The organism is Streptosporangium album (assembly GCF_014203795.1).
In the GTDB taxonomy this organism is placed as follows: domain Bacteria; phylum Actinomycetota; class Actinomycetes; order Streptosporangiales; family Streptosporangiaceae; genus Streptosporangium; species Streptosporangium album.
The window spans coordinates 1638190-1651654 of sequence record NZ_JACHJU010000001.1; the positions used below are offsets into that span (position 1 = coordinate 1638190).

A 13465-nucleotide genomic window follows, 5' to 3' on the forward strand; every position below is an offset into this window, starting at 1 on the left:
GGTGCCCGAGGCCCCGCCGCGCCCGCTCAGGGGTCCGACCTGCGATCCTGCCCTTCCGTCCGCAGGACCACGGGGCCGAACAGGCCCGTCACCCGCTGGCCGGGGAAGACGAAGTGGGTGGGGCTGACCGCGTCGAGGTAGGGGGCGAGGGTGCCCAGCACGAGGATCTCGACCGTGTTCTCCCCCTCGTCCAGGCACAGGTCGAAGGTGTACGGCCAGCAGACGCGGACCCCGGCCGACCGCCCGTTCACGGTCACCTCCGCGGTGCCGCGCACCCGTCCCAGATCGAGCTCCGCCCGCCGGGGTTCTCCCGCGAGCCCGGAGGTGCCCGGTTCCGTGCGCGCCGATGAGCCGGGGAGCCGGACGACGGTGCGGTAGCGGACACCGCCGCTGTATCCGGCCAGGCCCCGCGACTCCCAGTCGCCCAGCGTGATCCGTCCGGGTCCGCAGGCGAACCTGACCGGTCCGGCCAGGGCGGCGCCGCCCTGGAAGCCGGGGCGGGTGGTGACCACGAGTTCGGCCCGGCGGGCCGAGCCGTCGAGCACGGCGGGCAGGCCGGACTCCACGCCGTCGACGAGCACCCGGACCGGCCCGTGGGCCTCGACCTCCATCCGGGTGGCGCCGGGCGGGACGTCCACCGTGAACCGCTCGACCCGCTCCGCCGCTCCGGGCACCGCGAAGGCCGCGGGCAGCGCGGTGGCGCGGGAGTCGATCCAGCCCGCCTCGGGGAGGGGATGCGGGCGGGGGCGGAGGTGGAGCGCGGCCGGGTCGCCGTGCTGGCGCCGCCGTACGGCGGGGCCGCTCGTCCAGCCGGGGCCGGAGACCGCCAAACCGTCGGCCAGCACCGCCCCGTCCGACTCCACGCGGACGGTGTTGGGACCGGGACGGAGCAGGTGCGACACGTCGTAGCGGCGCACGCGCGGGATGTCGGCCTCCGCGTACGGGTCGAACCCGCCCTGCCGCCCGGCCTCGGCGCCGTTCACCAGCACCAGGCAGGGGGCGGCGGAGGCGATCTGGAGGATCCCCTCACCGGCCTCCCCGCCCTCCACGACCGTCTCCAGCACGGGACCGGCGATCCACTCGGGCCTGCGCGCGGTCCCGGGGTCCGCCGTGAGGGATACGTGCGCCCGCAGGGTGAGGTCCTCGTCGGGGACGAGCCGGAGCTCCAGCAGGTGCTCGCCGGGCGCGAGCGGGACGAGGCCGACGGCGAGGTAACCGGAGTCGTCGAGCGGCAGCTCCGTGCCGTCCACCCGGACCTCCTTCGCCGCGGCGGCCCCCACGACCAGCCAGGCCTCCGGCGTGCCGGGCACGGTGACGCTCGTGCGGAACCAGGCGGGCCGCCCCGCGGGAACGGGGCCGAAGTCGAGGAACTCCTCGGGGACATGCCCCTTGGGACCGAGCGTGTCGCGGTGGATCGGATCCTTGTGCAGGCCGCGCGAGGTCGACCAGATCGCGGGGTGCCAGCCGCCGTCGCCGGTCCGCGCCAGACCGTGCGGGCCGAACGTCACGTGGACGGGGTCGCCCTCCGGAGTCTCCAGCGTCCACCGCTCGACCGTCGCGGACGTGCCGAAGTCGCCCCAGGTGTCGTCCAGCGTCGGCACGAGCTCCATGTCCCATCCGTCGCCGAGGTCGATCTCGTGCGGGTACGGCGCGCGTGACCCGGCCTCCGTCTCCGGCGCCTCGGGGACCGTCCCCGGGGCGGGGAACAGGAGCAGGACGGCGGGGCCGTCGTCGAAGGGGACGGTCACCTCGACGACGCCGTCGCCGGCCGTGTACGGGAGGGGGCGGGGCTCGCCACCGAAGGGGCTCGCCAGCAGGGGGGCTCCCGTGACGCCGCGGACCCGGACCCGCATCTCCCGCCGGTAGCGGCCGGGGTCGAAGTCGCAGGTCGCGTCCAGCCAGCCCAGCTCGACACCGCGCTCCTCCGGCCTGCCGACGCCGATCTCGCTCGCCCTCGGGAAGGCCGCGGTCAGGAAGACCACGGTCGTGCCGTCCACCTCGCGCACCAGCGGCGGGACGGGGGCCTCGACCCGGGGGACGTACCCCGCCAGAGCCTCGCCGAGGTCCGCGGCCGAAGCGGCGGACCGGGCCGCGCCCCTTCCGGAGTCGCCGACCGGCCCCCTCTCCGGCTCCGCCGCGGAATCCTCCCCGACGGGACTCCCCTCTTCGGGAGTCGTCTCGAAGTGGCGGCGGAGCCGCGGGGAGTCAGGGAGCGCCTCGACGGCGACCAGCAGACCGCCGGCCGCCACGAACCCGTCCAGACGCTCGGCGGTCGCCTCGTCGAGGACGGTGGCCGCCGGGAGGATGACGACCCCGTACGACTCGGTGGACACCTCCAGCCGGCCGCCGGTGACCACCCCGCGCTGGACGGACTCCTCGTCGATCACGTCGGCGTCGAGGCAGAGCCGGTCGAGTGCTCCCGGCACGGTCTGGAACCAGGCCATGTCGCCCACGAGCTCCCGGTAGACCCGCTGCGCCCGCGCCGCCGCGCCCTCCTCACCCTGGCCGGCCGCCCCCGGCGGGGACGGGGTGCCCGTCTGGGCGGTGGCCGTGGGGAACAGGACCGCGATGTCGCAGAGGTGGCGGCCCTGGGAGAGGACCGCGCACAGGCGGGTGACCGCGTCGGCGAAGACGCGGTGGTGCCGCCAGTACGGCTGGCGCCAGTCGGTCGACGGCGGCGCCCACTCCCACCAGCCGGCCCTCGTCGTGTAGTAGACCGCGTGCGGGTTGTAGAGGTTGGCCCCGGCCCGCAGCCAGGGCAGCAGCCAGTCGAACGTCTCCTCCAGCGTGCCGCCCCAGCCGCTGGAGTGGAACGCCTCGATCCACGTGCGGGGCCGGCCGTACAGGTGGGCGAGGGAGGAGTGCACCCGGGCGTCCCCGTGGTGGTCGGAGCCGGGCGCGCTGAACCAGCGGTGGGTGCGCGTGTAGTCGGCGTACAGCTCGACGCCCTCCACCGGGTGTCCCGCGCGGGCCGGGTCCTGCTGGTCGCAGCCGTTGAGCAGGCCGTGCTCGGCGTGCCAGGCGGCCAGCGGCCGGAAGAACGCCTCCTCGGCGAGCTCGGCCCTGGTCCGCTGGTGGTCACGCCGGACGGAGGGGCCGCCGTCCGCGGAGAACGGGTAGCCGCGTCTGGCGAGGAACTCCTCGGCGAACGTCGCCGACCAGGTGGGCATCGTCGGCAGCTCGTCCTGGAACGAGCCGGCGATCACGCTGCCGAACCGGTGGCCGAGCCGCCGCGCGAACTCGCCGTGCACCCGGTCGAGCAGCACCTCGCACGCCGTACGGGACAGGTAGTCGAACCCGCGCAGCGACACGGAGCCGTCGGCGGCCAGCCACTGCCCGGCGAAGTCCGGGTTCTCCTGCACGAGACGGGCCTGCAGGTCCGCTCCGGAGAAACCGAGCTGGTCGTAGAACCACAGGTGGGCCCCTGTCTGCAGGGCGTCCTCGCAGACCCCGTCCAGCAGCTCCCACCACGCCTCCGACAGGAACGGGGGATCGTCGGCGTCTGCGCCGAACAGCGGGCCCGACGGAGCCAGGTTCAGGATGACCAGATTGTGCACGCCGCCGGCGACGAGACGTTCCATCTGCCAGCGCAGCCGGTCCCTGCGCAGCGGTTCGCCGCTCCACCACCAGATCGCGGCGGGAGAGTGGCTGCGGGGCGGGTTCCGCAGCGCGTCGAACACATTCATCGAATACCTCCGGTGGGACACCCCGGCCTCCCACCGGAGGCGGGCGTCAGCCCTTGAGACCGCTGGAGAAGCCCTTGATCACATACTTCTGCAGCACCAGGAAGACCGCCACGATCGGCAGCGCGCCCAGCACCAGCCCGGCGAAGACCAGACCGTAGTCGGAGACGTACTGGCCGACGAAGGCGAAGACGCTCACCGGGACCGTCTCGAAGCCGGAGCCTCCGAGGTAGAGGAGTGGCGTGAAGAAGTCGTTCCAGATGAAGACCGCGTTGAGGATCAGCACGGTGCCGGTGATCGGCCGCAGCAGCGGGAAGACGACCCGGGTGAAGGCGACCAGGTGCGAGGCGCCGTCGATCTGGGCGGCGCTCGCGTACTCGCGGGGCAGCGCCCGGATGAAGCCGGTGTAGAGGAAGACCGTGAACGGCAGCTGGATGCCCGTGTAGAACACGATCATCCCGGCGTGCGTGCCGATCAGGCCCAGCTTGTTGACCAGCTCGTACAGCGGGATCATGCCGAGCTGGAACGGCAGCACGATGCCGAGCAGGAACAGGATGTAGAGCCCGTAGCCGAGCCGGGTCGCGGCCCGGGCCAGGAAGTAGGCGGCGAACGAGCCGAACCCGATCAGCGCGACCAGGCTGACCACCGTGATCACCGTGCTGTTCACCAGGGACGGGCCGAGCGCCGCCGCCGACCACGCCTCGGTGAAGTTGGCCGTGGTGGGCGGGGCCGGCAGCGCGAGCGGGCTCTGCGAGATCTGCCCGGGATCCTTCAGCGACAGGGTGACCAGCGCGTAGACCGGGAAGAGGAACGCGACCGCCACCGCGATCATGACGATCTCCAGCAGGAAGGTCCTGGACTTCATTGGGCCACCTCCCGGGAGCGCAGGTAGTACATCTGGACGAGCGACACCGCCGCCACGAACAGGGCGAGCACGAGCGCGATCGCCGTGCTGTAGCCGAACTTGCCGAAGACGAACGCCTGCTTGTACAGGACGGTCGACAGCGTCTCGGTGGCGTAGCCGGGACCGCCGTTGGTGGCCGCGAACACCTGGTCGAACAGCTTCAGCCCGCCGATCGTGGAGAGCATCAGGTTGATCGTCAGGGCCGGGGCGAGCAGCGGCCAGGTGACGTAGCGGAACCGCTGGAGCGTGCTCGCGCCGTCGATCATCGCGGCCTCGTGCAGCTCCACCGGGATGCCCTCCAGCCCGGCGAGGAAGATGACCATCGAGTAGCCGGCGTACTGCCACACGACCATGCCCGCGATCGACCACAGGGCGACCGACGGGTCACCCAGCCAGTCGACGTCCAGGCCGAGCAGGCCGTTCAGCCCCGCCGAGGGGTCGGGGGTGTAGACGTACTTCCACAGGAAGGCGACCATGACCGGGCTGACCACGACGGGCGCGAAGAAGACCACCCGGAGCAGCGCGCGGCTCTTCAGCTTGGCGTGCACGCCGAGTGCCAGCAGCAGCCCCACGCCGTTCTGCACGACCAGGATCGCCACGGTCAGCAGGAGCGTGTTCCCGAGGGAGCCCATGGCCTGCTCGTCGCCGAGGATCGCCCGGAAGTTCGCCAGGCCGACGAAGGACATGTCCTCGCCGACGCCGCTCCAGTCGGTGAAGGCGTAGAGCACGCCCACGACGCTCGGGTAGAGCACGACCGCGGCGTAGATCAGCAGGGCGGGGGCGGCGAACAGCCAGGAGGGGGAGAGCGCGTCCGCGCGCCTGGTCCGCCGCGCGGGCGCGGCGGCCGGCGTCTCGACCGGCCGGGTCGTCAGGGTCACGGGGCCTCCCTCCGGTCCGGGGCGGCGTGCCGTCTCACCCGGCCCGGGCCTGTCATGGAGCGCGGGCCGTTCACTTGGCGTACGCCTCGTCCATCTTCTTCAGGGCCGCGTCGATCGTGCTCTTCCCGGCCAGCAGGTCCTGGACGACCGCGAAGTGGGTCGGCTGCACCTCGGCGTTGGGCCAGCGCTGGTCCATGAACGGCACCGCCCTGTCCTTGGTGAAGGACAGGAACGACTCCACGGCAGGGTCGATCGTGGAGCTCGCGTCCTGGGTCAGCGGGATCGCGGCGATCGCCTTGGCCCAGCGGTTGATGTTCTCCTGCTTGCCCAGGAAGTCGATGAACGCCTTGGCCTCCTCGGCGTTCTTGCCTTTGGCGTTCGCGCCGAGCCCCACGACGACGCCCGCGGGGATCCACACCGAGGCGGCGTCGTCGGCACCGGGCACCGGGAACATCGACAGGTCGTCGGGGGTCGTGGCCGCGTCGCGGAAGGCCGGCAGCACCGCCGACACCTGGATGGCCATCGCGGCCTTGCCGGTCGCGACCATCGAGGTCTGCTGCTCGAAGGTGGTGCCGTTGGGCTTGTCGTTGAAGTAGCCGCGCTTCTGCAGCTCCAGATACATCTCCATGGCGTCGCGCCAGCCGGACTGGGCGAAGCTCGTCTGCCCGGCGGCCTGCTTGTCGTCGAAGGCGGGGTCCTTGGCGTAGACCGTCGAGGGCACGAGCGCGTAGGTGATGAGCTGGGTGACCCACGGGGTCTGCGCGCCCAGCGCGATCGGGACCTTGCCCGCCTTCTTCAGCTTCTCGCACACCCCGAGGAACTCGGTCCACGTGGTGGGCGGGGCCTCGATGCCCGCCTCCTTGAAGACCTTCTTGTTGTAGATCGCGCCGATGACCGACGAGCCCGCCGAGTACATGAGGGTCTTGCCGTCGACCTGGAAGGCCGGCTTGAAGCCGGTGGGGATGGCCGCCGTCCACGCCTGGGCCGACAGGTCCGCGAGCAGCCCGGCCTCGGCGATCTGGGTCATCGACATCGCGCTGCCGCTGCCCGGGTAGACGACGTGCAGGTCGGGGGCGTTGCCCGCGCCGAGCTGGGTGCGCAGCGAGGTCTGCACCTGGTCGGTCGGAGCGTACGAGGGCGTGATCGTCACGCCTGCCTTGGCCTGCTTGTAGGCGGCGAGCAGCTCGTCCATCGGCGCCTTCTGGTCGGCGACGCCCACGAACTTCAGGTCGACCGCCGCGGCGCCGCTCGCGCCGGTGGCGGTGCCGCCCGTCTTCGGCTGGGTGGAGCACCCCACCGCCGTGGCCGCCGCGGCCAGGCCGCCCATCATGCGGAAGAACTGCGCGCGGCTCATCTTCGCGTCGCGAAGGTCGGTCATGCTTTCTCTCCTCGGACTAGCTCAAAAGTGTGTTCCCCCGAGGACACCCGGCGGGTGTCGCCGCCGGGCAGGTGCACCGCCGCCGTGGCCCCGGGTGGGACGCGCACCTGGAGGTGGAAGCCTCCGTCGTCGCTCCGCCAGCTCACCGAGATGAGGCCGCGCGCCGACTCGTAGGAGGCGCGGGCCCAGCTCAGGTCGCCGGGGAGGGGGCGGATCACCAGCTCCTCGAAGGCGACGGAGCCGGGCGTCTGGTCGATCCCGGCGACGCCGCTGTAGAGCCACTCGCCGATCGATCCGAACGCGTAGTGGTTGAAGGAGTTCATCGAGGGGGCCCCGACCCCGTCCCAGCGTTCCCAGACGGTGGTCGCGCCGTGCCGCACCTGGTAGAGCCACGACGGCGGGTCGGTACGGCGGAGCAGGGCGTGCGCGAGGTCGTCGCGGCCGTGCGCCGACAGCACCGGGCAGAGCAGGTTGACGCCGAGGAACCCGGTCAGCGGACCGGACTCCTCGACCAGCGCGGCCAGCCGGGCGGCGGCGCCGCGGCCCTGCTCGGGGGTGAGCAGGCCGAACGCGAGCGCCAGCAGGTAGCCGGTCTGGGTGTCGCCCTCGACCAGGCCGCCGTCGCCGACGAACGCCGCGGCGAACGCGGCCCTGATGCGGGCGGCCAGCGCCCCGAGGCGCTCCGCCTCGCCGTGCCGGCCGCGCACCCGGGCGGCTTCGGCGGCGAGTGCCGCGCTGCGGTGGAAGAACGCGGTGGCCAGCACCTCTCGCGGGGTGGCGGGTCCGGGGGCCAGCCAGTCGGCGAAGTGCGGGCCGGTCCGGTGCCGCCAGATCAGGTCGGGGTTGTGTCCGGCGACGAAGTCCACCCACCGGGCCATGGCGTCCACGTCGAGGAACCTGTCGTCGCCGTACACCCGGTAGAGGTGCCAGGGCACCAGAACTCCCGCGTCGGCCCAGCCCGGTGCGCCCTCGTCGGCCACTCCGCTGAGCAGCGGGGCGACGTTGGGGAAACCACCCTCCGGTGACTGGGCGTCCAGCACATCCCGCATCCATTTACTGAAAAATCCGGAGACGTCGGCGTTGAAGCAGGCGGTGGGCAGGAACACCTGCGCGTCCGCGAGCCAGCCCAGCCGTTCGTCGCGCTGCGGGCAGTCGGTGGGGACGCTGACGAAGTTGCCGCGCTGGCCCCAGCCGATGTTCTCGTACAGCCGGTTGATCTCGGGGTCAGAGCACTCGAACGTGCCGGCCGGCGGGGTGTCGCTGTGCAGGACGACCGCCCGGATGTCGTCGAGCCGGTCGAGTCCGCTCACCTCCGCGTAGCGGAACCCGTGGTAGGTGAAACACGGCTCGAACACCTCCTCCGCCCCGCCCGCGGTGATCAGCACGTCGGTCGCGTCGGCGGTGCGCAGGTTGGCGGTGTGCAGGCGGTCCTCGCCCTCCAGCGTCTCGCCGTGCCGCACGGTCACCCGCCGTCCCGGCTCCTGGTCCCGTACGGCGAGCCGTACCCGGCCCGCGATGTTCTGTCCGAAGTCCACCAGGTGCACACCCGGCCGGACGAGGGTGGAGGAGACCGGGAGCAGCTCGCCGAGGGCGCGCACCGGCTCGTCGCGGGAGGCGACGAGGAGGGAGTGGTCGTCCCCGGTGACCACGGCGGGACGCCAGGAGGAGTCGTCGAAACCGGGCAGGTCCCAGCCGGGGGTCTCGGCACGGGCGTCGTGGCACTCTCCCTTGAGCAGGTCGCCGTAGCGGATCCTGCCGTGGCCCGTGCGCCAGCCCTCGCCGGTGGCGACGGTCCGGGTGGAGCCGTCCTCGAAGGTCAGGTGGAGCTCGGCGATGAGCTCGGGGAAGCGGCCGTAGTGGTAGGCGGGGCGGCGGGGATCGAAGCCGGTGAAGCCGCTCCACCAACCGTCGGCGAGCGTCACGGCCAGCACGTTCTCGCCGTCGAGCAGGAACGGGGTCACATCGTGGACCTGGTACTGGATCCGCCTGCGGTAGTCGGTCCAGCCCGGGGCCAGCTCGGCGTCGCCGGCGCGGTGGCCGTTGACCCTGGCCTCGTACAGGCCCTTGGCGCTGATGAAGAGCCTGGCCCGGGTCACCCGGGCGGCGTTCGCGAAACTCGTGCGGAGCTGGGGGCAGGGCAGCAGGCCGTGGTGGCTGAGCGCCTGGTCTCCCTCCGTCGGCGGGTCGACGTGCTCGACGGCGGGGTCGTGCGCGATCCAGGACGCCAGCCAGCCGTCCTGGCCGGTCTCGAACCACGACTCCGCGCTGCTCTCGGCGCCGTCCTGCGCCCAGACCGTGACGCGCCAGCCGTACCTCGTGCGGGGAAGGAGCGGTGGCCCGCCGTAGACCGCGCCGATCGCGGCGGGGCCGGCGACCTTGCCGCTCGACCAGCCGCCCACCTCCAGCTCGTAGGCCACCGGATCGTCGCCCGCCCGCGCCGACGCGAGCCGCCACGACAGCAGCGGCCGGGGTTCGCCGACACCGAGCGGTGTCTCCCGGTGCTCGCAGCGCAGACCGTACGGCGTCAGCCTGGCCGGGACCGCCGTCCGGGCCGGGGCGGAGCCGGAGGCCGGAGGACCTGCGGAGATAGGGTGAGCCGGGTTACCGGTCATGCGCATCCCCCTGTCACCCCTTTGTTAAATCTAACGATTTATGATGTGATTTTGTGATTGATGGGTGGAGACTATGAGTCACCAGATCCGAGTGTCAAGGGTGGCCGGTGCGGGACTCGGCGGAGCCGGGACGTGAGCGAGAGCCCGCCGCGGAACGTCGCGTACGGGAGCGGCCCTCCGGCGCTTCAACTCCCCGATCCGGTAGCGCTACGATGCGCGATCAACAACGTCTTGGAGCTCGCAAGGTGAATTCGCGTCAGCACACGGTCGGCGGCGCCTCTCGCCGCCAGGCGATGGCCGAGCACGTCATACGTCAGGGATCGGCCTCGGTCACCGATCTCGCCGAGGCCTTCGGCGTCAGTGTCATGACGGTCCATCGCGACCTGGACGAGCTCGAACGTCAGGGCATGGTCCGCAAGTTCAGGGGCGGGGCGACCGCGCAGGCGTCCAACGTCTTCGAGAGCAACATCGTCTACCGGCGCACGGCCCACCAGGAGGAGAAGGAGGCGATCGCGCGGCACATCGCCCGGCTCATCGAGCCCGGCAGCTCGATCATGCTCGACGACTCCACGACCGCGCTCGCGGTGGCCAGATGCCTTGGCGAGATCACCCCGCTGACCGTGGTCACCAACTTCCTGGAGGCCGTCAAGCTTCTCGCGGCGACTCCCGGCATCCGGCTGATGGCGCTCGGCGGGGAGTATCACCCCACGCACGACTCCTTCCTCGGCGTCGCCTGCGTGGACGCCATCGAGGCGATGAGCACCGACATGGTGATCGTCTCCACCTCCGCGGTCTCCGACCGTTACGCCTTCCACCAGGAGCAGGAGATCGTGCTGGTGAAGCGGGCGATGCTCCGCTCCGCCTCCCGCCGCGTCCTGGCGGTCGACCACTCCAAGCTCGCCCGGGTGGCGCTGCACAGGGTGGCGCCGCTCGAAGACTTCGACCTCATCGTGGTCGACTCGCGCACCTCCGCCGGCATCGTCCAGCGGCTGCGCGAGAAGCACCGTAACGTCGAGATCGCCGAGCTGTAGGGGCCCGGCATCCGGGCGGCGGGATCCGATAAGCTTAACATTCTGCATGTTAAATCCAACGGGTCCGGGGCCGCGTCCACCGGTCCGAGATCGCCGTGGACGCCGCCGTCCGGACGGCGGACACCCGCCGGCGCGGGTCTCACTGCGGCCCGGAGGGGCAGTGCCGCCGTCTCCCGGTACCATCCCGTTCCTGAGAAGTTCACTGTGAATATAAATTTTGACCTTGTTAATAACACATTTCGCTTGCTAAAAGTGTGAGCTGCAGCAGATCTCCTCCCGCCGACCCCCTGGGAGAACCATGGACGACGATCGGCAGCTCGCCCGCGTGCTCGGCGACCCCTCTCGCCGCGCCTTCTTCGGCCTCACCGGCGCCGCGATGGCGCTGGCCTTCACCACCAACCTCGCCGACCCCTGGACCTCGCGGTCCCCTGGCGGGACCGGCTATCCCTTCCAGCTCGGTGTCGCCTCCGGTGACCCGCTGCCCGACAGTGTGATCCTCTGGACCCGGCTCGCCGCGCGGCCGCTCGAACCCCTGGGCGGCATGCCGTACGGGCGGATCAAGGTCGACTGGGAGATCTCCGAGGACCGGGCGTTCACCCGGCGGGCCAAGCACGGCAGCGTCTGGGCCACCCCGGAGTACGGCCACTCGGTCCACGTGGACGTGCGCGGTCTCAGACCGGGCCGGGAGTACTTCTACCGCTTCCGCACCGGCGGCGAGATCAGCCCCGTCGGCAGAACCAAGACCGCTCCGGCGGCCGGAAGCAGCCCCGAACGTCTCCTGATGGCGTTCGCCTCGTGCGCGTCCTGGCAGGACGGGTTCTACACCGCCTACCGCCACCTCGCGGACGAGAACGCCGACGTGGTCTTCCACCTGGGCGACTACATCTACGAGTACGGGATCGTCCCGACCGGTGGGACGCGGAACACCCCGGTGCCCGACCAGTTCCGGGTGCAGTGCGACACCCTCGACCGTTACCGGATCCAGTACGGCCTCTACAAGAGCGACCCCGACCTGCAGGCCGCCCACCACTCCGCCCCGTGGATCGTCACCTGGGACGACCACGAGGTGCTCGACAACTGGGCCGGGCCCAACGGCCCCGGCGGGGAGGTCACCCCGGAGGACTTCCTCGTCATCCGGGCGAACGCCTTCCGTGCCTACTGGGAGAACCTGCCGATGCGGCTGCCACAGCCCGCGTCCGGCCCGGACATGCGGATCCACCGTCGCTTCACGTTCGGCGACCTCGCCGAGTTCAACGTCCTGGACGCCCGGCAGTACCGCGACGACCAGGTGTGCGGCGACGGCCAGCAGTACGACTGCGAGGAAAGGCTCGACCCCGCCCGCACGATGCTGGGCGCCGAGCAGGAGAAGTGGCTGCTCGACGGCCTGGGCGCCTCCCGGGCCCGGTGGAACGTCCTCGCCCAGCAGATGGCCATGTGCCAGCTCGACTACGACCCCGCGCCCGCGCAGCGGCTCAGCATGGACCTGTGGGACGGCTACAAGGCCGCCAGGGACCGGGTGATCAACGGCATGGTCGAGCGGAAGGTGAGCAATCCGGTCGTGCTCACCGGCGACATCCACTACAACCTCGCCGGAGAGCTCAAGACGGACTTCAACGATCCCGCCTCGCCGACCGTCGGCGTCGAGTTCGTCGGCACCTCGATCAGCAGCGGCGGCAACGGCAGCGCCACGACCGGCCTGCCGGCGGGCGGCTCCGACCCGGTGAACCCGCACATCAGGTTCTCCAGCTACCAGCGCGGCTACGTCGCCTGTGACATCACCAAGGCTCGCTGGCAGTCCGACTTCAAGGTCGTCCCCTACATCGACAAGGCCGGCGCCCCGGTGTCGACCCGCGGCAGCCTCGTGGCGCTGGACGGCGTCCCCGGCCTGCAGGCCCTCTGAAGGAGGCAACGGACATGCGTCATCCACGTCTCACCGCCGCGCTCGCCATCGCCGCCGTGGCCGCCCTCGCCGGACCCGCCGTCGCCGGGACTCCGGGACCCGGGACGCCCGGACCTGAGCCGGCCGTGCGGTCACCGGAGCCCGAGATCGGCGCTCCCGCACGGGACCCCGGCCTCCGGGTCAGACCCGGCACCTCGAAGGGGACGGGCAAGCTGACCCCGATCTCCAGCGCCGACCGGCTGGTCGCGCCGCTCGGCGTCGACCCCGCCTGCCCTGCCAAGCTGGAGATCGGCATGCGCAGCGACGCGAAGAAACCCCTCTACGCGGACATGTCCATCGAGATCGACCAGCCGCTCACCGCCTCACGCCTCATGCTGTCGAGCTACCTGCCGCCCGGCTACGAGCTCGGCGCCAAACTGCTGGTCGCCGTCCCGCCCGCCACCCCCAAGGGCGAGTACGGCGTGCGTCTGAAGGCGGGGAAGGAGGAACTGGCCGTGCCGATCTCCGTCGTCGACGTCGGCGAGCTGGACAACGGCGGCAACCTGGCGCTCCGCCGGCCGGTCACGGCGTCGTCGCAGCACACCAACGCCAACTACCCCCCATGCAGCGTCGTCGACGGCGACCGCAGCTCCAACGGCTGGGCGGGCGGCAACGGCTGGAACGACGCGACCAGCCGCAAATGGCCCGACACCCTCGACGTCGCGCTCGGCGAGCCCCGGCAGATCTCCCGGGTCGACCTGTACACCCTCGACACCGAGCGCTACCCGGCGTCCTCGGTGGGACTGCGCGACTGGGACGTCCAGGCAAGGGTGGACGGTGAGTGGCGTACGGTCGCCCAGGTCCGCGGCAACACCGCCGGGACGGCCAGGTCGGACTTCGCCCCGGTCACCACCGACGCCGTCCGCGTCTCCGCGCTGGCCTCGAACGGCGCCAACGACTACAGCCGGATCATCGAGATCGAGGTCCGTCCCTGAACCCGCCTCCCGGGCCGGACCGCGATCCGGCCCGGGCCTCCGCGGGCCGGGGTCCGCGGAGCGGGCGGCTCCGCGGCGCCCGTTGACGGGCCGGCGGCACCCGGA

At 71.8% G+C, this 13465-nt stretch carries 8 protein-coding genes; 3 read left to right on the plus strand and 5 right to left on the minus strand.

What is annotated here, in order from left to right; genetic code table 11:
• Positions 1 to 26: 26 nt before the first annotated feature.
• From FHR32_RS07665 to FHR32_RS07685, 5 genes are all read right to left on the minus strand, one after another.
• Complete coding sequence (locus FHR32_RS07665) at positions 27 to 3686, minus strand: hypothetical protein (RefSeq protein WP_184753657.1); 3660 nt, start codon at positions 3684 to 3686, stop codon at positions 27 to 29.
• A gap of 46 nt (positions 3687 to 3732) precedes the next feature.
• Positions 3733 to 4548 carry a carbohydrate ABC transporter permease gene (locus FHR32_RS07670; protein WP_184753658.1) on the minus strand — a complete coding sequence of 272 codons (816 nt, stop codon included), beginning with the start codon at positions 4546 to 4548 and terminating at the stop codon, positions 3733 to 3735.
• Positions 4545 to 5465, minus strand: coding sequence for a carbohydrate ABC transporter permease (locus FHR32_RS07675; protein WP_184753659.1), 921 nt, complete (start codon positions 5463 to 5465; stop codon positions 4545 to 4547). The genes FHR32_RS07670 and FHR32_RS07675 overlap by 4 nt, the downstream gene beginning before the upstream one ends.
• Before the next feature lie 70 nt (positions 5466 to 5535).
• On the minus strand, positions 5536 to 6843 hold the full coding sequence (locus tag FHR32_RS07680; protein ID WP_184753660.1) for an extracellular solute-binding protein: 1308 nt from the start codon (positions 6841 to 6843) through the stop codon (positions 5536 to 5538).
• A complete protein-coding gene (locus FHR32_RS07685; RefSeq protein WP_184753661.1) occupies positions 6840 to 9455 on the minus strand; it encodes an alpha-L-rhamnosidase in 2616 nt (871 codons plus the stop codon). Before FHR32_RS07685 ends, FHR32_RS07680 begins: the two co-directional genes overlap by 4 nt.
• A 245-nt stretch (positions 9456 to 9700) precedes the next feature.
• Here FHR32_RS07685 and FHR32_RS07690 point away from each other — a divergent pair, with 245 nt between their 5' ends.
• The 3 genes from FHR32_RS07690 to FHR32_RS07700 all read left to right on the plus strand — a co-directional run bounded on the left by FHR32_RS07690 (position 9701) and on the right by FHR32_RS07700 (position 13360).
• Positions 9701 to 10486 (plus strand): DeoR/GlpR family DNA-binding transcription regulator, encoded by a 786-nt coding sequence (locus FHR32_RS07690; RefSeq protein ID WP_184753662.1) that lies wholly within the window; start codon positions 9701 to 9703, stop codon positions 10484 to 10486.
• A 298-nt stretch (positions 10487 to 10784) separates the two neighbouring features.
• Positions 10785 to 12386 (plus strand): alkaline phosphatase D family protein, encoded by a 1602-nt coding sequence (locus FHR32_RS07695; RefSeq protein ID WP_184753663.1) that lies wholly within the window; start codon positions 10785 to 10787, stop codon positions 12384 to 12386.
• Positions 12387 to 12400: 14 nt separating this feature from the next.
• Positions 12401 to 13360 (plus strand): discoidin domain-containing protein, encoded by a 960-nt coding sequence (locus tag FHR32_RS07700; RefSeq protein ID WP_184753664.1) that lies wholly within the window; start codon positions 12401 to 12403, stop codon positions 13358 to 13360.
• The last annotated feature ends 105 nt before the right edge of the window (positions 13361 to 13465 follow it).